Below are 23,294 nucleotides of genomic sequence, written 5' to 3' on the forward strand. Positions count from 1 at the left end.
GCGGCATGAAATCCGCGTCTGTTGCCGATCTCACCAGCCGAGTTCGCGCAGATAGGCCGCGCGGGCGGCGACGCCGGTGTGGGTGAAGTCCGTAAAGACCCCGTCCACGCCGAGGCGGAAGAACTTCAGATATTCCAGGCCCGGATCGCTGCGATAGTCGGCAGCCAGGTATTTCTTCTCGTTCCGAAACGTGAAGACATGCACGAACAGGCCGAGCTTGTGCGCGTCGGCAATGACGCTGGTGGCCTCCTGCGTTGAAGCCTCCGCCGTCGATCCCTTGTAGGGCGTGCCGTCGGCGTTGTTGTCCTTCCAGGGTGAGATCTTGTAGGGGACGATGTAAGCCTTCCACGGGCCGATGCCGTCGGCATAGGTCTTGATCTCCGCGAGGCCCGCAGGCGTCAGCATCGCATCGAAGGTGCGGCTGTCACCCGCGACCGTCCAGTCGTACGGACGGGAATTGGCGATGTTGTTGAGCAGCACCTTGCCGGTCTTGAAGTCGACGCCGTTTCCATCGATCAGCTGGACCTGCCGCGTTTCCAGTCCATGGCCGCGCATGTATTTCAGACTGCCGGGCTCGAAGCTCTGAACGATGATCGGCGCGTCCTTCGCGTTGAGGCCGTTCTCCCTGATGATCTTGATCAGGGCATCCTCGAGCGGGTGGCTGCCGGGCGCGCCGCAGCCATTGGCGATCGCCTGGGCATTGTTCCAGGTCGGATTCTTGGTTTCTGGATAGACCGCGATCGGACGCCCCGTCGCCTTGCTCTTGGCTTTGGCGATATCGATGATGTCCTGGAAGCTGATGATCGGAAATTTGCCGTTGAACAGCTTCGGCCTTTCGTTGGCCGCATCATAGGTGGTGCCGGCGATCCAGCTCTTCAGCTCGTCCATGGTGAAATCGGTGATCGACCAATCATTGGTGTGGTCGTCGCCGTCGACGATCAGCGCCTTCAGCACCGATTTGGGATCGGCCGGATCGATGAGGTCGGTGGGATATTCGGCCGGCCCGCTGGTCGGCGTTTGCGCCCATTTCACCTTGACGGCAACGCCCGGCGCGGTGCGCTTGCGTTTCGCGACTTCCGCATTGGTCTTCGCCACTTCGGCGACGTTGGTGTTGTCGCCAAGCCATGGATTGTGGCGTGCCACCAGCACGCAATCCTTGGTCAAATGCAGGTCCTCTTCGAGCGCGTCGGTGCCGAGGTCGGCGGCCAGCTCATACGATGCCTCGGTCTCCTCGGGCACCAGGCCCGGCACGCCGCGATGCCCGATCACGAGCGGCTGCTTGCCGTCGACGGTCAGGAACGGCTTGGCGCCGGCCGGCGCCGAGGCGGTTTGCGCTGACGCCATCGGCGGCAGCAGGACCGCCAAAGCCGCCGCGCCGAGCAGCATCGCGCCAACATGCATCTTCCGTCGCGAACGAATCTGCCTCACGGCCAAATCTCCATCTTTTGCGTGGCATCGGGGCGATGCCGTAAGGGCCGGGCCGCACAGGGCCGCCGCTGTTGTCTTCTTGTCTCAATCTTCTGACAGTCCGATGACTGTTGGCCAAGGCGAGCAGAGAAGCTTCCGGGACGCGCCGGAGGGCGCAGCTCATCGCGGTTCGCGGCCGGGCGTTGTGCCGGTCAACGCTCGATCCGGACGCTCATCCCGGGCTCGAGACCGTCCGCGGCGCCCGCGGGGTCGAGACGCAGACGCAGCGTGTTGCGGTCGTGATCGCCGATCACGCGCTCGGCCTGCCAGGTGGCGAACACCCCAAGCGGCCGCAACTCGGTGACGGCAGCCTTGGTGGCGACGCCGGCGCTGCGAATCACGTTCACGGTGTTTCCGACTGCAAGACCGTTGAGGTGATCCTCGCGCACATTGAACGAGAGCCATTGCTTGCCGGCCGCCGCGACCGCCATGATCGGCTGACCCGCGCGAACATTCTCGCCCAATTCCGCAGCGATCACGCTGACCACGCCGTCGACCGGTGCGCGCAGCACCATCTTGTCGAGACGGCGCTCGAGCACTGCGACGGCGGCCGCGGCCGCCTGCACCTGCGCGTCGGCGATGGCGCGCTCCTCCCTGGTCGGCCCCGCCACGGCGGCATCGTAGTTCGCCTGGGCCGCGGCCACGCCGGCGCGCGCTGCGGCAACGTCGTTCTCGGCCTGGTCGAGCGCCTGCTGGGTTTCAAAGCTTTGGCTCGCCAGCGTGGTGATCCGCTTGAGCTGGGTCTCCACATAGTCGAGCCGTGAATTGGCCTTGGAGATCGCAGCCTTGAGCGAGTCGATCTGCTCGCGGCGGACGCCGGCATAGACGTTGTTGCGGCTCGCCACCGCGGCAGCATGCGCGGCCCGCGCCTGGTCCGCCTGTGCGGTCAACTCGACCGCGGAAAGTTTGGCGAGGACGTCGCCCGCGTGCACCTTGGCGCCTTTCTCGACCGCGATCGACACCAGCTGGCCGTTCACTTCCGGCTCGATCCTGACCTCGGTCGACCGGACCACGCCGACGATTGCGGGCGCCGGCGTCGCGCGGCTCTCGGCGTAGATCAGCGCACCCGCGACGAGCACAAGCGGGATCGCGACAATGGCGACGCGCCTAGCGTTGGGCATGTTGCTGTCCTCTCCTGAACACCAGCGCGGAGATCACGGCGAGCACGAAATAGCCCAGCGCCAGGCACCACAGTCCGAGCCAGTCATGCGAGACTTCCCAGATGCTCGCGCCGAGCTGGTTGATCCGCACGAGGCCGTCGATCGCCGAGTCCGCCGGAAACAGCCGGCCGAGCGCTGTGGCCGCAGGGGGGATGGCTTCGCGCGGCCATGCGAAGCCGGCGGTGAAGAATTGCGGCAGGCTGGTCGCCAGCAGCAGGATGGTGGCGTTTTCCGGCCGTGTGAACCAGGCGCCGATCGCCTGTCCCATGAAACTCGTGGCCAGAATGAAGACCGTCGCGAGCGCGAACAGCTCCGGCAAATGCCCCAGCGCGGAAAAACCATATACGCGCGGCAGCACGATCAGGTAGAGCGCGAGCGCCGGCAGATAGATGGTCAGATGGGCAATGCCGCGCCCGAACACGCCGGCGACTGCGCCGCGGGAGCCCGCCAGCGCCGTGCCGGTCAGCATCGCCGCGCCGATCAGGAGCGTCTGCTGCAGGATCAATATGAAGGCCGCCGGGACGATGTAGCTCGCGTAGCCGCCGACCGGATTGAAGATCGGTTGCAGCAATACGTTGCCCGGGCTGAGGCTCGCCAGCCTTGCCTTGGCAAGACTCCCCTCGGAACGGGCACCCCGCGAAGCCAGCTCCGATGTCAGCGTGCCGATCGCGGTGGCGACGCTGCTTGCGGTCGATCTGAAGACGAACAGATAGGTGGCGTCAGCGTAGACCGGGATATGAGCCGTCAGGCCCTTGAGCACGTCGCGCTCGGTGCCGGGCGGAATCTGGATCGCGGCCAGCGCGTCGCCGCGATCGATCGCGGTGCGCGCCTCCGCAAGCGTGCGGGCGCGGACCGTCACGCTCAACGTTCCGCTGGCATCGAGCGTCTCGACGATCTGGCGAGAGAGTTCGCTCAGATCGTCGTCGACGATTGCGACGGGTAGCTTGCGCAGGATCTGGTTGAGATAGGGTTGCGGATAATAGATGCCGTAGATCACGGGAGCCAGGAACAGCAAGGTGAAGGCGCTGCGCGTTCCGAGCACGCGCCGCCACTCCGCCATGAAGGCGCCGCCGACGCCTGGCGCTGTCGGACCGCCCGCCGGCTGTTCGGCGGGTCGCGCCGTCTCGAACCAGCCCCTGCGCGTGAGGCTCGCCATGCGCAGCCATGTGAGGCCGGCGAACAGCAATGTGAGGCCGGCGAGCGCCGCAAAGGGAGCGGCGGATTCCGAGGGCGGCAACCCGCGCGCCGCCTGTCCCATCAGGACCGCCATGTACCAGCGCAGCGGCAGGATCGCACTCCAGACCTGCGCGAATGTGTTCATGCCGATGGTCGGAAAGCCGACACCCGCAAAGCCGAAGGCAGGGGAGGCGATCAGACCGGCGAGTCCCAGCCCCGTTGCGAGATCGCCGACCAGAAGCTGCAACAGCGCGCCAAGCGACAGATAGGCGATGATCAGAAGTGAGCCGGCCGCGATCATCAGCAGTACGTCGCCCTTGAAGGGGATTCGCAGCACACCCTCCAGCGCAAGCGTCACTGCCAGCATGATCGCGACGAAGATGCAGAACAGCGGCGCCAGCTTGCCGGCCAGCGCGGCGACCGGATCGCCGCCGGCGCTTGCGAGCCACGCCCGCGCGTCGCGGCGGCGGAATTCGGAGCCGACCGAATAGCCCGCAGCGAGGGTGATCACCACGTGGATGATGGTCGGCAGCAGCGCGCGCAGCAGGAACTGCGCGTAGTTCTTCTGCGGATTGACCAGTGCGATGGTCTCCGCGCTCAGCGTGCCGATCGCAGCCGGCGCCGCGGCGGCGCGCCTGGCGGGCGCGGCGGCGTTCGTCGCGGCGGTCAGTCCATCGCTGAGCCCTGACGACGCGATGCCGGCGGCCGTCAGGAATTGCTGGTTGTAGAAGCCGACCACCTGCGGGCGGCGATCGGCCCTCAGGTCGCGCTCGAAATTCGGCGGGATGAAGATCGCCGAAATCGCCTTGCCGGACCGGATGTCATGTACGGCGGTCAACAGCGACCCGGAGTCGTCGACGATTCTCAGGTTCGGCGACGCCGCCACGAGCTGCGTCAGCGCGCGGGAGGCATCCGACTTGTCGGCGTCAACGATCGTGACGCCGAGGCCGCGGATCACCGGTTGGCTGAACACGGTCGTGAGCACCACGAAGGCGAACAGCGGCACGCCGAAGATCAGCAGCAAGGCCACGCGGTCGCGCAACAGCCACTGGCACTCGCGCTGTGCGACCCGCCAGAACCCGGGCTTTGAGGCCAGCCTCATTGCCGCGACCGCCAGTCGAGATAGGCGCTCATGCCGGGCCGCAGCTCGGGCACCGGCTGCACCGGATAGGCGCGGATCGAGAATGTCCGCAAGTCGAAATCGCCGGTGGTGCGGGTCGCGCGCCAGCTCGCATATTCGCCCTTGCTGGCGATGAGCTTGACCTCGACCGTGACATGGCGGTCGTCGAGCGCCGGGATACGGACGTCGAACTTGTCGCCGACCTTCAGGCCCTTCACCAGGTCCTCGCGCAGATCGAAATGGATCCAGAGATCGCCGAGATTGATCAACGTCACCAACGGCACGCCCGGCGAGACGAACTCGCCCGGCTCGACGTTGCGCTGATAGACCTGCGCTGCGACCGGCGCATAGACCGCGAGCTGATCGATGACCGACTGGACGCTCTGAATGTCCGCTTCGGCCTTCTCGACGTTGGCTTTCGCGATCGCGCGCTCTTCCTTGGTGTAGCCGTTGACCGCCTGCTCGTAAGCCGATTTCGCCTGATCGAGCCCGCGCTCGGCTTCGTGCAGCGCATCGGTGGTCTGGTCGAGGCGGGCCTGTGGCGCGTTGCCTTGCTCGGTCAGTGTCTTGGCGCGATCAAAGGTCTTCTGCGCCAGCACCTGCGCGGCCTCCGCGCGCTCCATTTCCGCCTTCCGCGCGGCAATGGTTTCCACCCGCGTTCCGACCATGACATTGGCGAGCTGCGCATCCGCAACGGCCTTGGCGGCGCGCATCTGGTCCTGCTTTGCCAGCGTTTCCGGATTGTCGATGCTCACCAGGACGGCGCCCGCCGCCACGTTCTGACCACGCTCGACCGGGATCTCCTTGACCCGTCCGTCGACGCGCGCGGCGATATCGAGCCGCGTTGCATCGACTTCGCCCTGCACGAGCAGCGGCTCGGGCCGCAGCAGGTAATAGACCGACAGCGCAACGATGATCGCGGCAACGACGCCGACAATGATGGCCGGCATGCGCGTCGCAGCGTGCGCGCTGTCCTCGCGCGCTGCCTGTGGTGGCTCCGACGTGCTTCGGCTCTCGTTACCAGAAGGTGACACGTCCATAGCTGACCCCACATTGGCTCATGACCAGGATAGTCATTCACTATGGCGTGGATGTTAAATCCTGCCAACCTCGGCAGCCTGTCCGATCCGGCTCGAATTTGACCGGAGCAACCGCGTCCGGTGCCGCCGAAAACATTTCGCCTCAATGTTTCTCATCGACGGGCGATTGCATGCACAATTCCGGCAGCGGGAATTGGCGCGTCGGACGTCTCGGAGCCCGGGGCCCGAGTGCCTGGCGCTGTTGCGATCACCAGCGCGCCGGCCGCCGCAACCTGGGCACCGGCCGCGCGGCCCGAGCAGGCCGCCATTGCGGGCGGCGCATAGCGTCGCCGCTCACACGGACATTTGAAGCCCCGCGCCCGAATAAATCGCATCCGATTAAATCGGGATACTTGAAGGCCGGTCGCGCCATGCCTTTATCAGGCGCGAGCGAATTAATCGTATGCGATGTAAATCGCGGGAGCGTTACCATGACTACCAGGATTTCCCACTTCGCCAGGACGTTCAGAACCACGGCGTTCAGAACCATCGTGCTGGCGGCAGCGCTGTCGGCCATCACGGCGACGGCAGCCTCGGCGCAGGCCGCGATCTCCGAGCCGGCAGCCTACCAGGCGCTGTATCCGTACCGGGACGTGCTCAACAACGGTGCGCCGACGCCGGCCGCAAGGCTGGTGCTGCTGCCGCCCGCGGTGCTGCAAGCGCTGCAGGCGCAGGAGAGTGGCATCGGCGTCGTTCACATGCCGGGCCGCAGTGCGCATCGTGCCGGGCGCAGAGGCCCAGCAAAGAGGAGTGCGTCGATCGACCCCCATCCTGAAACCGGATCAGACCGACTCTCGTGTCTGTGATTGAATGAAAACTATCATTCTATTGATCGCCGGCGCGGCTCGACTACGTCGAAATAGAATTGCTTCCCCTTACGACGGAGACGTTCCATGACCAAGCAGATCGACGACCTCTCAAGGTACTATCGCTATGAGCTCGTGCACGGCGACCATGCCGATTTCATCGCCTATCAACGCAATCTGGGCGACGGCGTCTGGCAGACGTATTCGACCTGGATGATCCCGCGCGCGGATGGCGAGTAGCGCCGGCTGACGCGGGCGATTACCGGGACCTGCCGCGGAAAGAAACGCGGAAAGAAAAATGCGCCCGGTGCCGGCCGGGCGCATTTCTTGTTGACAGTCATCACGCGCACATCCGGGCAACCCGGCCCGCGTGCTCGTCAGTTCGACTTCACCAGCGGGCAGCCGCCCTTGTCGAGCGGACGGAAGGCTTCGTCGCCGGGCACGGTGGCGATCAGCTTGTAGAGATCCCACTCGCCCTTGGATTCCTCGGGCTTCTTGGTTTCGAACAGGTACATGTCGTGCACCATGCGGCCGTCGATGCGGATATGGCCGTTCTTGGCGAAGAAGTCGTTGACCGGGGTCTTGCGCATCTGCTCCATCACCTTCGGCGCCTCGTCGGTGCCGATCGCCTCGATCGCCTTCAGGTAATGCATGGTCGCCGAGTAGAGGCCGGCCTGGATCATGGTCGGCATGTGGCCGACCTTCTCGTTGAAGCGCTTCGAGAAGGCACGGGTCTCGTCGTTCATGTCCCAGTAGAACGCGTCGGTGACGATCAGGCCCTGCGTCGCCTTCAGGCCCAGTGCATGGGTGTCGGTGATTTCCATCAGCAGAGCGATCATCTTTTGCCCGCCCTGGGCGAGACCGAACTCGGCGGCCTGCTTCAGTGCGGTGGTGGTGTCGCCCCCGGCATTCGCCAGCGCCACGACCTTGGCCTTGGAGGCCTGCGCCTGCAGCAGGAAGGACGAGAAGTCCGGCGAGTTCAGCGGAGCTCGCACCTCGCCGAGCACCTTGCCGCCGCTCTCCTTGACGACGTTGGCGGCGTCACGTTGCAGCGCCATGCCGAAGGCGTAGTCGGCGGTGACGAAGAACCAGGTGTCCTCGCCGCGTTTGACCATCGCCTTGCCGGCGACGTTCGACAGCGCGTAGGTGTCGTAGGTCCAGTGCACGGTGTTGGGCGAGCAGGCGGTCCCGGTGATATCGGAGGAGCCGCCGCCGGAATTGATGTTGATCTTGTTCTTCTCGCGCGTCAGCGCCGAGATCGGCAGGGCGACCGATGAGGTCGGCACGTCGAGGATCGCATCGACCTTGTCGTTGTCGTACCAATTGCGCGCGATGTTGACGCCGACGTCGGGCTTGTTCTGGTGATCGGCCACCACGACCTGGATCGGCTTGCCCTTCACCTTGCCGCCGTAATCTGCGACCGCCATCTCGACCGCGGCGACCGAGCCCTTGCCGGTGGCGTCCGCATAGAGGCTCGACATGTCGGTGAGCACGCCGAGCTTGACGACGTCGTCGGAGATCTGGGCGTTCGCCGCGGTGCCGGAGACCGCAAGCGCGAGGCCGGCCGCTGCTGCGGCCAAGAGCGATTTCATCGTGTTTCTCTCCCTGATTTTTCGTTCGAGGTTGCTTCCACGAGGCACCTTCTATCCGGTGCGGCAACCTGTCGCAAAGACGACTTTTTGGGCATGCGCGGCGCCCGGCGGATGGAACGCCGGAATCTGCGCCCTACAGCGCCGGTAGCGCGGTGACGGCGGCCGTGATGGTGCCGTTGGTCTCCACGATCACCCGCAGCGTCTTCGAATCGAACGCGATGCCGGCAAGGCGGATGCTGTTGACGTCGGCGTCGACGCGGATGCCTTCCTCGTTCTTCTGCAGATCGGCGATGGCGGCGGTGATCTTCCGCTGCGCGTTGGTTGCGAATGGCTTGAGGTCGACGACCAGCCGGTCGGCGAGCGCCTGCTGCAAATGCGGGATCGCCGCGCGCGCGGCAGCGCCGAGCAGGCCGAACGCGGCCTCGGACTCGACCGCCAGCTCGACGTCGGCGAGCCGCAACGTCTGCGCCGCCTGGTCGAGCCGTGGCCGGCCCCAGATGTGCACGGTCGCCTCGGCGCCGAGGCCGAAGAAGCTCTTCTTCTCCTTGGCGTGCACCAGAAGCGAGATCAAGAGCCGGTCGCCGGAGGCGGCGATGCTCGCGCTCTTGACGGTCACGTCGACCGGGCCGGAGCCGTCCTCGGGGAAAGTCTTGCCCTTCAACTGTGCCTCGACCAGCTGCGTCAGCGTGGTGAAGGACATGTCGACCGGCAGGCCGACCGCGACCTGGCTCGGCATCGGCGGCACGATCGAGAGCTTGTCGGGGAACGGGCAGTTCGGCGTGGTCTGCGTCTCCGTGATCCGCGTCTCGGCCTCGATCCCCATGGTCAGGATCAGCGAGGACGCATCGACCTTCGGCTGCGCGGCGATCGCGCGGGTCGGCCGCAGCTCGAGCCACATTGGCGGCATCGACGCCGTGCCGCCAGTGCCCTGCAGCGGGATCGAGCGGCAGGCCTTGGTCCATTGCGTGCGGGCGGCGTTCTGGAACACCGGGTCGTTGTGCAATCGGGCCTCGACCACGGAAATCTGGTCGGCGACCGCCTTGTCGATCACGGGCTTGACCTGGGCCGGCACGCTGATGCGGACGCCGGCCGCCGACAGGCTGGTGTCGCCGAGATTGACCTGCGCCTGCAGGTTCGGCTCGATCCGCCAGGACGCGCCCAGCTTCGGCCGCGCGGTCAGCGTGACGCTGCCCTTGATGTCGGCATTGGCGTTGACGTTCTTGATGTTCACGGCGCCGATCTGCTTGGCGACGTTGCCGCCGAGCAGGCTGCCGAGCGCGTCGTTGACCGCGCCGGTCGCCTTCGCCGACAGCGAGCCGGTGACCTTGAGCGTGCCGTTGATCGGGGTCGTCAGCGTCAGCACGTCCTGCGCGCCGGTGGCTGCGATTGGCCCGCGCGAGGCGGTCCAGCCGATGTCGGCATTCTGCAGGATTTGTTGGACCGGGTTGTCGGCCTTGCCGCCGAAGGTCTTTGGCGCGCCGCGTTCGGCGGCATCGCGGATCGCCGCCAGCGCGACCGAGACCTGCGCCACGACTGTCGAGGAGCGCGGCGCCTGCGGCAGCGGCGGCAACTGCACGAGCGGCGGTGTCTGCACCGTGACGCTCGGCGCGAGCCAATCCATGGCCTTGAGACTGATCGCGAACGAGACCAGCACCACCGTGAGCCCGAGCGCGATCGTTCTTGGATGCATCGGTAGACGCATCATTCCCCCGGATGAAATCAACTTGACGGGTTGTACAGGCCCGCCGACGAGGGCGCCAGTGTGGCGGGATCAAGCTGCTTCGGGGGCGGATGCGGGCCGGTCGCCCGAGATCACCTGGAAGTTAACGATCTGACGTTAACGATTATGAACACGACGACGGCCCCGGCATGATGCCGGAGCCGTCGTCAATGTCTGAATGTGTCGGGCCTTAGCGGACGGCCGAGCCGAGGTCGGCGCGGCGGTCGGTCATCGGCAGCACGATCACCTTGGTGCCGACGCTGACCCGCGAATAGAGGTCGGTGACGTCCTCATTGGTGAGCCGCAGGCAGCCGGACGAGACGTGGGTGCCGATCGTCTCCGGCGCGTTGGTGCCGTGGATGCGGTACACGGTGCCGCCGAGATACATGGCGCGGGCGCCGAGCGGGTTGCCCGGGCCGCCGGCCATCTGGCGCGGCAGATAGGGCTGGCGGGCGATCATTTCCGGCGGGGGGGTCCAATCCGGCCACTCAGCCTTCTTGGTGATGGTCTGGGTGCCCGACCAGGTGAAGCCGTCGCGGCCGACGCCGATGCCGTAGCGCATGGCCTGGCCGCCTCCCAGCACGAGATAGAGATAGGTGTGCGGCGTATCGATGATGATGGTGCCGGGCGCTTCGCGTGTCGGATAGGCGACCACCTGGCGGCGCAGGCGGGCGGGCAGCTCGACCGAACGGCCTTCGTCCCGCGCCTGCGGCATCGACTGCACGGGCGGCTGCATGGCCTCAGTCGGCGGCGTCAGGATGAAGGGGAACATCGGCAGCGGAGCGGCCGCGGCGGAGTTCGAGAAAGCGACGGTGCCGATCGCCAGCGCACCGAAGGCGGCGGCAGCGAGACGTGCGTTCAGCTTGATGGAATTGAACATTGTCGACCCCTGTTGTTTGCGCCCTGCGCGCCGGTTCCGGCGCGTCGTTGGGTCAAACCAGTACAGGTGAGGCGTTTCAGGACGTTTGCACGAAACCGCCAAAATGGTTTCGTGCCGTTAGGGAATTGTTTCGTCGGTGTTTCGTCGCACGGTTAAGGGCGCGTTGCCGGGTAGGTTGTACCGCATCAGGACATCTATCCTGGCACGAGGCTTGCTGTCCGAAGGCGTGGTTTGGAATGGAGTGGAAATCATGCCAGCGCCTTCGATCGGCAGCATGCTGGATCAGCAGAAAGGCTTTGGTCCCGGGTTCGATTTTCTCCGCGTTGCGCTCGCGATCTCGGTCGTCGCAGGCCATACGTCCTATGTCGCCACCGGTCGCGGCGATGCCGATCCGACGTGGGTCCTCTGGTTTCCGCAATTTGCCATCCTCGTGATGTTCTTCGCATTGAGCGGATTTCTGATCGCCGCAAGCGGGCTGCGGCTCAGCCTGAAGGAGTTCCTGATCAATCGCGGAATGCGCATCATTCCGGCGCTTGCGGTCGAGATCGTGCTGTCGGCGTTGATCCTCGGGCCGATCTTCACCACGCTGCCGCTCTGGGACTATTTCACCAGCGCCGGCACCTACAAATATTTCACGAATGTCGTCGGCCTGGTGAACTACACCCTGCCGGGCGTGTTCAGCGGCAATCCCGCGCCGGAGGTCAACAGTTCGCTGTGGACCGTGCCGTTCGAATATGGCTGCTACGCGGTGATGGCAGTCATCATGACCTTGGGGCTGCTGCGCAGGCCGGCGTTGATCGTGCTCGGCGCTGTCGTCCTGGTCGGTATCGGCTTTGCCGTGCAGATCACGGGGCATGCCGCAACGCCGTCGCAACTGCCTCCCGGCGTCGCGGGCGCGCTGTACGACAAGATCTTCAGCACGGCGCTGTTCCTCGGGCGCGGCGCGAAACTGCCGGTTGCCTGCCTGCTCGGGATCGCGATCTACCTTTACCGCGACCGCATTCCCTATGACGGGCGCATTCTCGCCGTCTGCTGCGCGCTCTGCCTCGGGGCCGCGTTGCTCGGACCGGCCGCCTGGATCACCCAGCCTGTCCTCAATGCCGTCATTGCTCCGGCGCTGGTCTACATCACCGTTTTCCTCGGTGTCTCGAAGCTGCCGCGGCTGCCGCTGTTTTCAAGGGGCGACTATTCCTACGGGATCTATCTGTGCGGTTTTCCGATGCAGCAGGTGGTGAAGGTGTGGCTGCCGAACGCCTTGCTGATTGTCCAGTTCGCCGTCGCGCTGGTGCTGATCACGGCGTTCGCGGCGTTCTCCTGGCACTGGATCGAGAAGCCGGTCCTGAAGCTGCGCCGCCATTTCTCGTTCGTGGCGCGCAAGCGGCTCGAACCGGACGATATGGCCCGAACGCTCGAGGGGATCGGGCCACTCGCCGTCAGCGTGAGCGGCAGCCGGAGCGCGCGATCTTCCTGACGGGCAGCAACGACGTCGCCCCGCTCAGAGCTGGACGTATCCGGCCAGTCCGTCCCACAGCAGCTTGGCCGCGGTGATGACGAGAATGGCGTAGCAGGCGCGGTACAGCGCACGCTGGTCGAGGCGTTCGTGCAGCCGCCAGCCGGCCCAGACGCCGACCGGCACGGCCGGCACGCAAAGCGCCATCAGCATCCACAGGCTTCGCGACGGCGTGGCGAGCACCAGCCACGGGCCGGCCTTCAGCAAATTGCCGACCGTGAAGAACAGGCTGGTGGTGCCGGCGTAGAGCGCCTTCGGCATGCCGAGCGGCAGCAAGTACATCGCAAGGGGTGGTCCGCCCGAATGGGCAACCATCGTTGTGACGCCGGAAGAGAGACCGGCGAGCGTCGCCTTGATCGTCGAGCGCGGCCGCGGCTTGATCTCGCCGCCGCCGACAAACCACAACGCGGCGAACGCCAGCGTCACCATGCCCATCACGATCTCGACGGCATGCCGGTCGAGATCGCGCAGCGCGAAATAGCCGAGAACGATGCCGACCACGAGCGCCGGCAGCAGCATCGCGAGGTCGACGCGCGACCAGGTGCTCGGGCGCCAGAAACGCAACGCCGTAAGGTCCATGACGATAAACAATGGCGCAAGCAGCGCGCCGGCCGCAATCGGGTCCATCGCGAGCGAGAGCAGCGGAATGCCGACGATAGCAAAGCCGCCGCCGAATGCGCCCTTCATGAAGGAGATCAGGAAGACGCCGGCCAGCGCGACCGCGAGCACGAACGGCGAGGGCAGGTCTGCGATGAGGGATGCGATCATGGTGTCGTGCCGAGCGTTGTGGTCGTACTCAACATGGCCACGCGCGCATGCACGCGCAATCCGAACATTGCTCTCGGTGCACATTGCTCTCGGTGCAATCGGCTTGCGCGCCTAGCCGGCGCGCATCCTCGGCAGGCCCGACCGGTCGCCGTTGATCACCGCGCGGCGGTCGGAGACCGCGTGATGGAATTGCTCGAGCGTCAGCCCGATCACCGTGAGATCGCCTTCCTCGATTGCGCCGTCGTCGTAGCAATCGAGCGCCTCGCGCAGCAGCGCATCGGCGTCGCCCTGCATTGCCGCGAGTTCTTCCGGCGTCTCGGCGCCGCGCACCCGCGAGATCAGCGTCAGCAGACCGTCGCGATGGGTGATGTAGCGCTCGCGCTCGTCGCGCTTCACGTAGTGGCGCAGCCAGGCGCCCGCCGTGCCGAGGCCGGAGACCAGCAGGATTCCGCCCCAGATGTAGTCGGAGTATTTTTCGAGGAAAGTGCGCTCGGTGCCGTCGATATAGGCGGCCGCGCCCTGATGCGCCGGCAGTGCCGCATCCTTGTCGGTATCCGGCTTCTCCATCTTGGCCGCCGCCGGCAGGTCGCGCGCGAGCTGAAGCCGCTGCGTGAACAATTGCCGGTCGAGCGTGCCGACGGTCGCTTCGTGCAGCGCGTGCTGCGCGATGATGAGGTGATTGACGCCGACGGTCTCGACCTTGTCTTCGGGCCGGGCCGGCGACGAGGAAAAGATGCTGCCGGCGATCTCCTCGGACTCATAGAGCGGATGCTTCTGCGCGATCGCCTCCGAGACATCGATGGGGAGGAATTTCGGCTCGCCGCGCGCCGCCGCTGTCGCCGCGATGGCGTCCGCCGTGATCTTGCTGTCGAGCGGCCCGACGGTCATGTAGGCATCGAGCGAGGGATCGCGTGCGAGATCGGCGACCTTGTTGACGGCGAACTGGCTGATCGCGACCTTGTCGGGGTTGATGCCGGACTCGGTCAGGATCACGCGCAACAGCGTGACGTTGGCCTGGGTGCTGCCGACGACACCGACCTTGTGACCGGCGAGATCGTCGATGCTCTTGATCTTCGCAGACCGCGGCTTGCCTCTCCCGCCCGACGGTGCCCACAGCACAACGACATTCTTGCGCAGGATCGCAACCGACTCGGCGCTCGCCGGCAGACTGAGATCGCCGCGCACGACCGCGAGGTCGACCTTGTTCGCGGTGAACAGCGCGATGCTTTCGGCGGCGCCCTGTGTCGTGACCGGCTTCAGCCGCACCGAACTGCCGTCACGCGCAAAGGCCTGCGCGAAGCCCTGGATGAGCTTGACGTCGTCACTGCCGGTCGGGCCGACTGCGATCTTCAGCGTCACCGGCCGCAGCGCGTAGAACAGCAGGCCGGCGGCGACGGCAAACACGAAGATGCCGGCCGCCAGGATCAGGAGCGAGGAGTTTCGCCGTTTGAGCCTGCGACGCGTGGTGCCGGGATGTTCACTCTGCTGCTCTGACATCTGGCTGTCATGTTACACGAAAAACCGGCAGTCTGCCGTGAAAAACAACCTAACATTTCGATGACGTCATACGTTTGAAACATCCATGTCAGAACGTCGTGCGAGCAGAATCAAGATTAACGATTTGGGTCTCCTGCGATGCGCATACTCGTTGCGACCGATGCCTGGCATCCGCAAGTCAACGGCGTGGTTCGGACGCTGACGTCGCTTGCGCGTAGCGCCGCGACCCTCGGCGCCGAGATCGAATTCCTCACCCCCGACGGCTTCCGTTCGGTCGGCGTGCCGACCTATCCGGGCCTGCGCATGGCGCTGCCGAACCGCCGCGAGATCGCGCGCCGGATCGAGGAGGCCGCGCCCGAGGCGATCCACATCGCGACCGAAGGACCGATCGGCTGGGCAGTGCGCGGCTATTGCCAGCGCAACAAGCTCGCCTTCACCACATCCTATACAACGCGCTTCCCGGAATATGTTTCAGTGCGCACTGGAATTCCCGACAGCGTCGGCTATGCCGTGCTGCGCCACTTCCACGCCGCAGGGTCGATGACCATGGTCGCGACTGACTCGCTGCGCACAGAGCTTGCCGAGCGCGGCTTCCGCAAGCTCGGCTTCTGGACCCGCGGCGTCGACACCAGGATCTTCAATCCTGACCAGCCGGCGCTGCTCGATCTGCCGCGGCCGATCTTCATGACCATGGGCCGCGTCGCGGTGGAGAAGAATCTCGACGCCTTCCTGTCGCTGGACCTGCCGGGCTCGAAGGTCGTGGTCGGCGACGGCCCGCAACGGGCGGCGTTGGAACAGAAATATCCCGACGCGATTTTCCTCGGCGAGAAGAAGGGCCAGGATTTGACCTCGCACCTCGCCGCCGCCGACGTCTTCGTGTTCCCGAGCCTGACCGACACCTTCGGCGTCGTGCAGCTCGAGGCGCTGGCCTGCGGCACGCCGGTCGCGGCGTTCCCGGTCACCGGCCCAAAGGACGTCATCGCGGATCATCCGATCGGCGCGATCGACAACGATCTGCGCAGCGCCTGCCTGCGCGCGCTGAACATGTCGCGCGCCGACTGCCGCAATTTTGCGTTGGAGCGTTCCTGGGAAAACAGTGCGCGTCAGTTCATCGGCAATCTGGCCACGTTGCAGCCGAGCCGCGCACCGCGGCCCGCCCGCCGCGTCGCCGGCCGCAGTGCGGTTCCGAATTAACAGCTCAAACGAACGAAAGACGAGAGACTTATCTATGGCTGAAATCATCAAGCTGGGCGCCGACCGTTCCATGGACTTCGACCGCGAAACGGTCGAGCAGGCCTATGACCGCTGGGCGCCGATCTACGACCTCGTGTTCGGCGGCGTGTTCAGCAAGGGCCGGCAGGCTGCCATCCAGGCCACCAACAAGATCGGCGGCCGTGTGCTCGAGGTCGGCGTCGGCACCGGCATCTCGCTGCCGCTCTATAGCCAGAATGTGCGTATCTTCGGCACCGACATCTCCGAGGCGATGCTGGAGAAGGCGAAGAAGCGGGTTGTCGAGCAGGGCCTGAAGAATGTCGAGGGCCTCGCGGTGATGGACGCCGAGAAGCTCGAATTCCCCGACAATTCGTTCGACGTCGTGATGGCGCAGTACGTGCTGTCGGCGGTGCCGAACCCGGAAGCCGCGCTCGACGAATTCGCCCGCGTGGTGCGCCCGGGCGGCGAGCTGATCATCCTGACCCGCGTCAGCGCCGATGCCGGCGTCCGCCGCTTCATCGAGCAGAAGCTGCAGCCGGTGGTGCGCCCGCTCGGGTTCCGGACCGCCGAATTCGCCTGGTCGCGCTACACCAAGTGGCTGGCCGGCGCGCGTGGCATGGAGCTCGCGGAGCGCCGCCTGATCCCGCCGCTCGGCCACTTCTCGCTGGTCCGCTTCCGCAAGGCGGACGTCGCCAAGGCGGCTTAAACAGGCAGCCTGAGGCGGTTGGCCAGGCGGCTCAGCCCGCCGGTCCTCCCGGGTGAGGTGGCGCACAGCGCGCCCCTAGCCTGGAGGCTACGATCTCCTCTGCCTCATCCCCGCAAACCTCGCCGGGATGAGGCGAGACCCTTCTCCGGTTGCGTCAAGGCGTCGCTCCGCATTGTCATATGTCATTATGATGATGTCACACGCGATACATCGAATCCCTGTAAATCCTGTCCCGAAAGATGTTGGGGGAACCAATGATCAAGAATTTTCTGCAAGAGCTGCGTACCCAGCGCTGGGATGACCATCGCTTCTACCATCACAGCCGGATCAACCAGAGCCTGCACTTCGTCAGCGCGCTGAGCTTCCTGTTCGCCTATGTGATGCTGTTCTTCGATCCGGTCGTGTCGGCGCTGGTCGGCTGGCTGGTCTCGATGACCTCGCGCCAGGCCGGTCACTTCTTCTTCGAGCCGAAGGGGTATGACCATGTCAACCAGGCGACCCACGAGCACAAGGAAGACATCAAGGTCGGCTACAACCTGCAGCGCAAGGTCGTGCTGATGGCGATCTGGGCGCTGTCGCCGATGGTGCTGTACTTCGATCCGACGCTGTTCGGCCTGTTCAAGCCCTGGGTCACGATGGGCGACTTCACCCGTCAGGTCGCCAAGGTGTGGCTCGTGGTCGGCATCGGTGGCCTCCTGTTCCGCACCATCCACCTGTTCTTCATCCGCGACATCGAGACCGGCCTCGTCTGGATGACCAAGATCGTCACCGACCCCTTCCATGATCTGAAGCTCTATCACAAGGCGCCGCTGTTCCTGATGAAGGGCGAACTGATCGATCCGGGTCTCGAGAAGCACGTCAGGCACGCCTGATCGTTGCTCCCAACGTCTTTGAACTGCGTCATGCCCGGGCTCGTCCCGGGCATCTACGTCTTGGGACACCTGTGAAGAGACTTGGCCGAGCTGTACGCCACGACGGGACTGCGCTCCCTCTCCCGCTTGCGGGGGAGGGTTGGGGTGGGGGTGTCACCGCTTGCGATGGTCGTTTTGGGGAGAGAACCCTCACCCGGATCGCATCGTTCGATGCGATCCGACCTAAGAGCGAGCTGCGCTCGTCTAGACTCCCGCAAGCGGGAGAGGTGAAAGAAGGACAGCAGCGGGGTGAGGCAGCGAGAGGGCGGTACCGGGATTTAGCGCCCGAACCTCACGGCGACCATCTCTTTCAGGATCTGCCGCTTGATGTTCTTGTTGGTGAGGCCTTCCTTGTGCCACCACCAGCCGTCGCGCTTCATCTTCTCGGCTGCCGCGACGAAGCGGTCGGCGACCTCGACGAAGTCGGCGTCGGTGTAGTTCAGGCTGAAGATCAGGCGGCCGGTGCCGACCCAGCTCAGCGCCAGTCCTTCGGCCCGCAGATAGTATTGCAGCATCCAGTTGTAGCGGGACGGCTCGGTGTAATAGACCGTCCAGATCGACGAGATGTTGCCGACGCGAACCGGCAGGTCCTGCGACGCAAGGCGGTCGTTGAGCGCCTTGGCGCGGCCGTTCCAGGTCTCGTCGAGCCCATTGTAGATCGAACGGAAGTTCGGGCTGGCGAGCCGGCTCAAGAACTCGTCCATCGCCGTCATCACATAGGGGTGCGAGTTGAAGGTGCCGCGCGCGAAGCAGATGTCAGCCGGCCGATCGTCGCGGAAACGGCGCATCAAATCCTTGCGGCCGCACACCACGCCGACCGGAAGCCCGCCCGCAAGGCTCTTGCCGTAGGTCGCCATGTCGGCCTTGACGCCGAAATATTCCTGGGCGCCGCCGGCGGCGAGGCGGAAGCCGACGAACACCTCGTCGAAGATCAGCACGATGCCGCGCTCGGTGCAGACCTCGCGCAGCTTCTTCAGCCATTCGGTGTAGGCGGCGCGGTCGTACCTCGAGGAGCGCGACGAATCGACCAGCGCGGAATCGCCGGGCGCGTTGCCGTTCGGGTGCAGCGCCTGCAGCGGATTGACCAGCACGCAGGCGATGTCCTTGCGGGTGCGCAGCAGATGCAGCGTCTTCTCCGACATGTCGGCGAGCGTGAAGGTCTCGTGCGGCGACACCGGGTTGCCGACGCCGGGCTGCACCTCGCCCCACCAGCCGTGATAGGCGCCGGCGAAACGGACCAGATGCGTCCGCTTGGTGTGGTAGCGCGCGAGCCGCACCGCCTGCATCACGGCCTCGGTGCCGGACATGTGGAACGAGACCTCGTCGAGGCCGGAGATCTCGCAGAGGCGCTTGACGTTGTCGGCAATGATCGGGTGGTAGGGGCCGAGCACGGGACCGAGCGCGTGCGCCCGCTTCTCACCCTCGGCGATGCACTCCTTGTAGAAGTCGTTGCCGAAGATGTTGACGCCGTAGGAGCCGGTCAGGTCGTAGGACACATTGCCGTCGACGTCGGTGACGGTGACGCCGCTGGACGCCTCGACGAAGGCCGAGGTGCCGAGATGCTCGCGCACCAGGCGGCTGTACTGGAACGGCACGCGGTAGGTTTCGGTGAACTGCAGGTCGGAGATCCGCTCCGTCACCTCGGCGGTCAGCGCGCGGCCCTTGGGGTAGCGATCCGCGTAGAGGCCGGCGAGGCGGAAGAAGCCGTCCTGCCGCTGCATCGCGACGTCCTTCGGTGCTCCGTCGGAGCGGAAGAACTCGTCGATGTCGAATTCGTAGTGCGGCACCATGCGCGCCACCATCTTGGACATCTTGGAATGTCCGGTCAGCGAGCGGTGCTTGGCCCGCGACAGCGCGAGGCGGGCCTGAATTTTGGGGAAAGCTGCGGCGGCGCCGGCAAGCGCGGCGGCGGACAGCGAGAGAATCGGAAGGGATGTTTCCATGACAGAAGCGCTAGCCTCGGCACCTAACAAATTCATGACAGTCAAGGGCCTGATCTCGGCATTCACCCAGCAGGAAGACCTCAATTTCCTGCTAACCAACCGGATTCCGCGGGCGGCGATCACCCGCTTCATGGGCTGGTTCTCCAAGGTCGAGAACCCCCTGGTGCGCGACGCCTCGATCGCCTGCTGGAAGCTGTTCTCCGACCTCGATCTGTCCGAGGCGAAGAAGACCGAGTTCAAGAGTTTGCACGATTGCTTTACCCGCGAGCTCAAGCCCGGCCTGCGCCCGGCGGCGGCCGATCCCGCCATCATCGCGAGCCCGTCGGATGCGATCATCGGCGCGCATGGGCGGATCGAGGATGGGCAGTTGTTCCAGGTCAAGGGCGCGCCCTATTCGCTGCTCGATCTGGTCGGTGATCCCGCGCTGGTGGAGCAGCACCGCAACGGCCGCTTCGTCACGCTGCGGCTGACCTCGAGCATGTATCACCGCTTTCACGCGCCCTATGATCTTGCGATCGACAAGGTCACGTTCATTCACGGCGACGTCTGGAACGTCAATCCGATCGCGCTGAAGCGGGTCGAGCGGCTGTTCTGCAAGAACGAGCGCGCGGTGCTGCGCGCGAAGCTGCCGACCGGCGAGGCGCTGACGCTGGTTCCGGTCGCCGCGATCCTCGTCGCCAGCCTCCGCCTGCATTTCCTCGACATCACGCTGAACGCGCAGTCGCGCGGCCCGGTGGATTTCCCCTGTGACGCGCATGTCAAGAAGGGCGATGAGCTCGGCTGGTTCGAGCATGGCTCGACCATCATCGTGCTCGCGCCCGGCAATTTCGAATTCTGCGACAATGTCGCGGAGGGAACACGTATCAAATGCGGCGAACCGTTGTTGAAAAAGCCCTCGAACTGATCTCGCTGTTTCCAGCGCGTCATTCTTTGAGCATGTCTGCCTGGAAAACCGGTTTCCACTTTTCCGGATCATGCTTTAAGATGCGCGGGATCGTCGCGCGACGATCCTAAATCGTAAACCTGATGGACACGAGATGGCGCGGACGCCTGTTCTGGCGGCGGGAGGCATTGTGCTGCGGCGGGACGCGCCGCAGCGCTTTGCCGTCGTGCGCCTGCGCAAGCGCAACGAATGGGTGTTGCCGAAGGGCAAGCTCGACGATGGCGAGACGCCGCGCGACGCCGCCGAACGCGAGGTGCTGGAGGAAACCGGCCACGATGTCGAGGTGCACGAATTCCTCGGCACGCTGGTCTATGATTCAGGCGGCCGCTCGAAGGTGGTGCATTACTGGCGCATGGATGCCGGCGGCAAGCCGGTGCGCGCGTTGATGAGCGACATCAGGGAAGTCGACTGGCTGCCGCTCGATGCAGCGCTCGAACGCCTGTCGCGCAGCTATGAACGGGCGTTCCTGGAAAATGTCGGCCCGATCGCGTTGCAGGCCGCGGCGACCGCCGAGCGCGAGCGGCGCGCGCAGTTGCGGATTGCGGCCGCGGAGCGACGGCGCAGCCGCGCGGCGATGGTGCCGCCGGTTATCGAGGAGCGCGAGGTCGCCCGCGCGCTTGACGTCGCTGATGTGCCCGCGCCGACGGAGATACCAGCCATCGAAGAGGCGGCGCTGGCGCGGAGCGAACCCGATACGCTCGCCACGGTGCCGGAACACCCCGTTGCAGACGCCGGCGAAGTGGTCGAGACGGCGCCTGCCGCTGAGGTGGTTGCATCCGAAGCGCCGCCGTCATCCGCGCGCCAGATCGAGCCGGTTGCGACGGCCGTTCAGCCCACGCCGCGCAAGAACCTGATCGATCGTGTGCGCGACTGGCTGCGCCGCGCGGCTTGATCACCGGCCGATGCTTTGACGTCGTACGGCTGGTTGCCAGCCGTCGATGTCATGCTGCAAGGCCATGCAGTCGGCGCGGAGCTTGGGCGAACCCAATTCACCAGCCACGAGCTGTGCCGCATGAACCTCGGCCATGGCGCCGCGAATGTCGCCACGCTCGAGCTGGAGGCGGGAGATCTGAAGTCTGAGTCGCACGATCTGGACCCGCCCGTCGATGCTCGACCACAGCTGACGGGCGAGATGGAGATGCCGCATGGCTGCTTCGTGATCCTGCCGGGACAGAGCGAGGATCGCCTGCGCTTCGTTGGTGAGTGCGCGGATCGAGGGCATCGGCCAGCGATCCGCACTTCCCGAAAGTTCGCAGATCAATGCCTTCGCCTGGCCGCTCCGATGCGTGTGTGCTGCAACCAGCGCCAGGTGTGCGAGCAGGATTCCCCGGCGCTGCAATGTCCACCAGGACTTGCCGATCAAGCTCCGTTCGAGGCTCGCATGGGCGGCTTCCGCTTCGCCTCTTGCGAGCAGCAACATCGCGCGGCCCGGCTCCGGGCACCAGCCCATCGTATACGCCCTGTCATAGGCTTCGAGCGCTGCGTCGTCATTGCCGATCGCTGCAAGAATATCGCCCAGCACCCGGTTGGCATCGCCCATCGACCATGGCGCATCGCTCGTCAGGCGCGCGAGCGCATCCTGGATGCGAGCCAGCGCTTCGTCGAGCGAGCCCCTGATGCCGAGTACCTCGGAACGATGCAGCTGGCATGAACCTGTCAGTTCCATGCCGCTGCTCGAGCAGAAGTTCTGGTAGTTCCGCGTCCACTGGTCGGCCCGCGCCCAATCTCCGAACATCCGGGCTGCCCAGAGAATGTTGCAATAGAGGCTGCCGCCCATGATCGGATCCAGATTGGTGCTGGATAGTGCGACCGCGGCGGCATGATCCTGATCGGCCAATCCGCCGTGCGTGTCGCCGAGGCATAACCGATAGAAGCCGCGATAGGCCAGGCTCAGCGCTTCGATGTTGAGCGCGTCCTTGAATCTGACGGCAGTGTAGGCCGCGTCGGCCAACGCGAGGGCCTGTTCAGGCTCGCCATCGAAGGCAGCCAGTTTGGACTTCATCCATAACAGCAGCGCCGTCGTCGGAGGATCGTCGAGCCTCGAGGCCCAATCTTCCGCGCGCGCCAGCCAGCCCTTTCCGATCGCGGCCTGACCGCTCTCGAAATGCAGGCCCGAGAGCGCGATGGCGTCGACCGCCGCTCCGGCGGCGTCGCCGGCCTCGCTGTGCGCGGCGACCGCGCGAACCAGAATCGGAATGGCGGCCGCGGTCCTGCCGAGGCATTGCAGGGCAAGCGCCCAATCGTGAAAATCTTCGGCGCTGAGCTGGCCGTCTCCGTCGGCGCTCTGAAAGAGCGTTGCGGCCTGCAGCCATAGATGTCCGACCGCAGCACGTCGGGCGAGGCCGATTGCTCCGATTGCACCGCGTGTTCCGTCTTGATTGCGATCGGCACGTTCCGGTTGCGTGATCCCGGAATCAACGAAGAACCGATATCCTTTGCCCGGCAGATTCCGGATCGCGCCGTCCATGCCGCCCTGGCGCAGCGCGGCGCGCAACGAACTCACCGCCCGCTGCAGCGAGTTGTCGGTGACCGTGACATCCGGCCAGACGGCTTCGAGCAACTCGTCCTTGGAGACGACCCGATCGCGGTGATGGACAAGGTAGACCAGCAGATCGAACACACGCGGCTGCAAAGCGACTTCCTGCCGCGCGCACAGCAGCACGCGTCCAGCTTCATCAAGCTCGAACAGTCCAAATGAGAATGCCATGTGTATGAGTTCGGGAGCGCCGGAAAAGGTTCAGGCAAAGATCAGACAATGATCAGCCCGCGGTAAGGACAGTTGGCGTTGACCGCGCCTATAGCTG

Annotated in this window: 20 protein-coding genes and 1 pseudogene; 9 read left to right on the forward strand and 12 right to left on the reverse strand. The window is 65.3% G+C overall.

Features of this window, described 5'->3' with window-relative positions; genetic code table 11:
• Positions 1-30: 30 nt before the first annotated feature.
• From ACE10Z_RS12705 to ACE10Z_RS12720, 4 genes are all read right to left on the reverse strand, one after another.
• Positions 31-1,428 (reverse strand): glycerophosphodiester phosphodiesterase family protein, encoded by a 1,398-nt coding sequence (locus ACE10Z_RS12705; protein ID WP_375788214.1) that lies wholly within the window; start codon positions 1,426-1,428, stop codon positions 31-33.
• Positions 1,429-1,619: 191 nt separating this feature from the next.
• Complete coding sequence (locus tag ACE10Z_RS12710; RefSeq protein ID WP_375788215.1) at positions 1,620-2,588, reverse strand: HlyD family secretion protein; 969 nt, start codon at positions 2,586-2,588, stop codon at positions 1,620-1,622.
• Entirely contained in the window at positions 2,575-4,905 is a 2,331-nt protein-coding gene (locus ACE10Z_RS12715; protein WP_375788216.1) for an ABC transporter permease, read from the reverse strand. The genes ACE10Z_RS12710 and ACE10Z_RS12715 overlap by 14 nt, the downstream gene beginning before the upstream one ends.
• Positions 4,902-5,873: an HlyD family secretion protein gene (locus ACE10Z_RS12720; RefSeq protein ID WP_375788217.1), complete on the reverse strand. Its 972-nt coding sequence runs from the start codon at positions 5,871-5,873 to the stop codon at positions 4,902-4,904. The genes ACE10Z_RS12715 and ACE10Z_RS12720 overlap by 4 nt, the downstream gene beginning before the upstream one ends.
• 560 nt (positions 5,874-6,433) lie before the next feature.
• Between ACE10Z_RS12720 and ACE10Z_RS12725 the strand changes: the two genes are divergently transcribed.
• Both ACE10Z_RS12725 and ACE10Z_RS12730 read left to right on the forward strand, forming a co-directional pair.
• A complete protein-coding gene (locus ACE10Z_RS12725) occupies positions 6,434-6,808 on the forward strand; it encodes a hypothetical protein (protein ID WP_375788218.1) in 375 nt (124 codons plus the stop codon).
• 87 nt (positions 6,809-6,895) lie between these two features.
• The gene (locus ACE10Z_RS12730; RefSeq protein ID WP_375788219.1) at positions 6,896-7,048 is read left to right on the forward strand and encodes a hypothetical protein; all 153 of its coding nucleotides are present in this window, start codon (positions 6,896-6,898) and stop codon (positions 7,046-7,048) included.
• 137 nt (positions 7,049-7,185) lie between these two features.
• Here ACE10Z_RS12730 and ACE10Z_RS12735 read toward each other — a convergent pair whose 3' ends face one another.
• The 3 genes from ACE10Z_RS12735 to ACE10Z_RS12745 all read right to left on the reverse strand — a co-directional run bounded on the left by ACE10Z_RS12735 (position 7,186) and on the right by ACE10Z_RS12745 (position 11,000).
• Positions 7,186-8,400, reverse strand: a complete 1,215-nt coding sequence (locus ACE10Z_RS12735; protein WP_375788220.1) for an ABC transporter substrate-binding protein — start codon at positions 8,398-8,400, stop codon at positions 7,186-7,188.
• A gap of 133 nt (positions 8,401-8,533) precedes the next feature.
• The gene (locus ACE10Z_RS12740) at positions 8,534-10,102 is read right to left on the reverse strand and encodes a DUF4403 family protein (protein ID WP_375788221.1); all 1,569 of its coding nucleotides are present in this window, start codon (positions 10,100-10,102) and stop codon (positions 8,534-8,536) included.
• 208 nt (positions 10,103-10,310) lie between these two features.
• Positions 10,311-11,000: a L,D-transpeptidase gene (locus ACE10Z_RS12745; RefSeq protein WP_375788222.1), complete on the reverse strand. Its 690-nt coding sequence runs from the start codon at positions 10,998-11,000 to the stop codon at positions 10,311-10,313.
• Between the two features lie 250 nt (positions 11,001-11,250).
• Between ACE10Z_RS12745 and ACE10Z_RS12750 the strand changes: the two genes are divergently transcribed.
• Positions 11,251-12,471 carry an acyltransferase family protein gene (locus tag ACE10Z_RS12750; RefSeq protein ID WP_375788223.1) on the forward strand — a complete coding sequence of 407 codons (1,221 nt, stop codon included), beginning with the start codon at positions 11,251-11,253 and terminating at the stop codon, positions 12,469-12,471.
• Between the two features lie 24 nt (positions 12,472-12,495).
• Here ACE10Z_RS12750 and ACE10Z_RS12755 read toward each other — a convergent pair whose 3' ends face one another.
• Both ACE10Z_RS12755 and ACE10Z_RS12760 read right to left on the reverse strand, forming a co-directional pair.
• Positions 12,496-13,278 carry a sulfite exporter TauE/SafE family protein gene (locus ACE10Z_RS12755; protein WP_375788224.1) on the reverse strand — a complete coding sequence of 261 codons (783 nt, stop codon included), beginning with the start codon at positions 13,276-13,278 and terminating at the stop codon, positions 12,496-12,498.
• Between the two features lie 111 nt (positions 13,279-13,389).
• On the reverse strand, positions 13,390-14,775 hold the full coding sequence (locus ACE10Z_RS12760) for a TAXI family TRAP transporter solute-binding subunit (RefSeq protein WP_375788225.1): 1,386 nt from the start codon (positions 14,773-14,775) through the stop codon (positions 13,390-13,392).
• A 138-nt stretch (positions 14,776-14,913) separates the two neighbouring features.
• On the opposite strand from ACE10Z_RS12760, the gene ACE10Z_RS12765 reads away from it, so the two are divergent.
• The 3 genes from ACE10Z_RS12765 (at position 14,914) to ACE10Z_RS12775 (ending at position 17,565) form a co-directional block, all read left to right on the forward strand.
• A complete protein-coding gene (locus ACE10Z_RS12765) occupies positions 14,914-15,969 on the forward strand; it encodes a glycosyltransferase family 1 protein (RefSeq protein WP_298371986.1) in 1,056 nt (351 codons plus the stop codon).
• Between the two features lie 34 nt (positions 15,970-16,003).
• Positions 16,004-16,693 carry a methyltransferase domain-containing protein gene (locus ACE10Z_RS12770; protein WP_375788226.1) on the forward strand — a complete coding sequence of 230 codons (690 nt, stop codon included), beginning with the start codon at positions 16,004-16,006 and terminating at the stop codon, positions 16,691-16,693.
• A gap of 254 nt (positions 16,694-16,947) precedes the next feature.
• The gene (locus tag ACE10Z_RS12775) at positions 16,948-17,565 is read left to right on the forward strand and encodes a hypothetical protein (protein WP_375788227.1); all 618 of its coding nucleotides are present in this window, start codon (positions 16,948-16,950) and stop codon (positions 17,563-17,565) included.
• A 317-nt stretch (positions 17,566-17,882) separates the two neighbouring features.
• Here the strand turns inward: ACE10Z_RS12775 and ACE10Z_RS12780 are convergent, their stop codons facing one another.
• Positions 17,883-19,547 (reverse strand): aminotransferase class III-fold pyridoxal phosphate-dependent enzyme, encoded by a 1,665-nt coding sequence (locus ACE10Z_RS12780; protein ID WP_375788228.1) that lies wholly within the window; start codon positions 19,545-19,547, stop codon positions 17,883-17,885.
• Positions 19,548-19,581: 34 nt separating this feature from the next.
• On the opposite strand from ACE10Z_RS12780, the gene asd reads away from it, so the two are divergent.
• On the forward strand, positions 19,582-20,451 hold the full coding sequence (gene asd, locus ACE10Z_RS12785) for an archaetidylserine decarboxylase (RefSeq protein WP_375789818.1): 870 nt from the start codon (positions 19,582-19,584) through the stop codon (positions 20,449-20,451).
• A gap of 133 nt (positions 20,452-20,584) precedes the next feature.
• Complete coding sequence (locus tag ACE10Z_RS12790; protein WP_375788229.1) at positions 20,585-21,382, forward strand: NUDIX domain-containing protein; 798 nt, start codon at positions 20,585-20,587, stop codon at positions 21,380-21,382.
• Here ACE10Z_RS12790 and ACE10Z_RS12795 read toward each other — a convergent pair whose 3' ends face one another.
• Positions 21,383-22,441, reverse strand: coding sequence for a hypothetical protein (locus tag ACE10Z_RS12795; protein ID WP_375790128.1), 1,059 nt, complete (start codon positions 22,439-22,441; stop codon positions 21,383-21,385).
• A gap of 153 nt (positions 22,442-22,594) precedes the next feature.
• On the opposite strand from ACE10Z_RS12795, the gene ACE10Z_RS12800 reads away from it, so the two are divergent.
• Positions 22,595-22,804: a hypothetical protein gene (locus tag ACE10Z_RS12800; protein WP_375790129.1), complete on the forward strand. Its 210-nt coding sequence runs from the start codon at positions 22,595-22,597 to the stop codon at positions 22,802-22,804.
• 168 nt (positions 22,805-22,972) lie between these two features.
• On the opposite strand, the pseudogene ACE10Z_RS12805 reads toward ACE10Z_RS12800, so the two are convergent.
• Positions 22,973-23,197 (reverse strand): annotated as a pseudogene (locus ACE10Z_RS12805) (transcriptional regulator); the annotation flags it as partial.
• Between the last annotated feature and the right edge of the window lie 97 nt (positions 23,198-23,294).

Origin of the sequence: Bradyrhizobium sp. Pha-3 (assembly GCF_042258615.1) — a bacterium.
Taxonomy (GTDB): Bacteria; Pseudomonadota; Alphaproteobacteria; order Rhizobiales; family Xanthobacteraceae; genus Bradyrhizobium.

Bases quoted from the DNA above. Each gene is read 5' to 3' on its own strand.
- ACE10Z_RS12710 (WP_375788215.1), bottom strand. From the start codon at position 2,588: ATGCCCAACGCTAGGCGCGTCGCCATTGTCGCGATCCCGCTTGTGCTC.
- ACE10Z_RS12715 (WP_375788216.1), bottom strand. From the start codon at position 4,905: ATGAGGCTGGCCTCAAAGCCCGGGTTCTGGCGGGTCGCACAGCGCGAG.
- ACE10Z_RS12720 (WP_375788217.1), bottom strand. From the start codon at position 5,873: ATGCCGGCCATCATTGTCGGCGTCGTTGCCGCGATCATCGTTGCGCTG.
- ACE10Z_RS12725 (WP_375788218.1), top strand. From the start codon at position 6,434: ATGACTACCAGGATTTCCCACTTCGCCAGGACGTTCAGAACCACGGCG.
- ACE10Z_RS12730 (WP_375788219.1), top strand. From the start codon at position 6,896: ATGACCAAGCAGATCGACGACCTCTCAAGGTACTATCGCTATGAGCTC.
- ACE10Z_RS12735 (WP_375788220.1), bottom strand. From the start codon at position 8,400: ATGAAATCGCTCTTGGCCGCAGCAGCGGCCGGCCTCGCGCTTGCGGTC.
- ACE10Z_RS12740 (WP_375788221.1), bottom strand. From the start codon at position 10,102: ATGCGTCTACCGATGCATCCAAGAACGATCGCGCTCGGGCTCACGGTG.
- ACE10Z_RS12745 (WP_375788222.1), bottom strand. From the start codon at position 11,000: ATGTTCAATTCCATCAAGCTGAACGCACGTCTCGCTGCCGCCGCCTTC.
- ACE10Z_RS12750 (WP_375788223.1), top strand. From the start codon at position 11,251: ATGCCAGCGCCTTCGATCGGCAGCATGCTGGATCAGCAGAAAGGCTTT.
- ACE10Z_RS12755 (WP_375788224.1), bottom strand. From the start codon at position 13,278: ATGATCGCATCCCTCATCGCAGACCTGCCCTCGCCGTTCGTGCTCGCG.
- ACE10Z_RS12760 (WP_375788225.1), bottom strand. From the start codon at position 14,775: ATGTCAGAGCAGCAGAGTGAACATCCCGGCACCACGCGTCGCAGGCTC.
- ACE10Z_RS12765 (WP_298371986.1), top strand. From the start codon at position 14,914: ATGCGCATACTCGTTGCGACCGATGCCTGGCATCCGCAAGTCAACGGC.
- ACE10Z_RS12770 (WP_375788226.1), top strand. From the start codon at position 16,004: ATGGCTGAAATCATCAAGCTGGGCGCCGACCGTTCCATGGACTTCGAC.
- ACE10Z_RS12775 (WP_375788227.1), top strand. From the start codon at position 16,948: ATGATCAAGAATTTTCTGCAAGAGCTGCGTACCCAGCGCTGGGATGAC.
- ACE10Z_RS12780 (WP_375788228.1), bottom strand. From the start codon at position 19,547: ATGGAAACATCCCTTCCGATTCTCTCGCTGTCCGCCGCCGCGCTTGCC.
- asd (WP_375789818.1), top strand. From the start codon at position 19,582: ATGACAGTCAAGGGCCTGATCTCGGCATTCACCCAGCAGGAAGACCTC.
- ACE10Z_RS12790 (WP_375788229.1), top strand. From the start codon at position 20,585: ATGGCGCGGACGCCTGTTCTGGCGGCGGGAGGCATTGTGCTGCGGCGG.
- ACE10Z_RS12800 (WP_375790129.1), top strand. From the start codon at position 22,595: ATGCAGGCCCGAGAGCGCGATGGCGTCGACCGCCGCTCCGGCGGCGTC.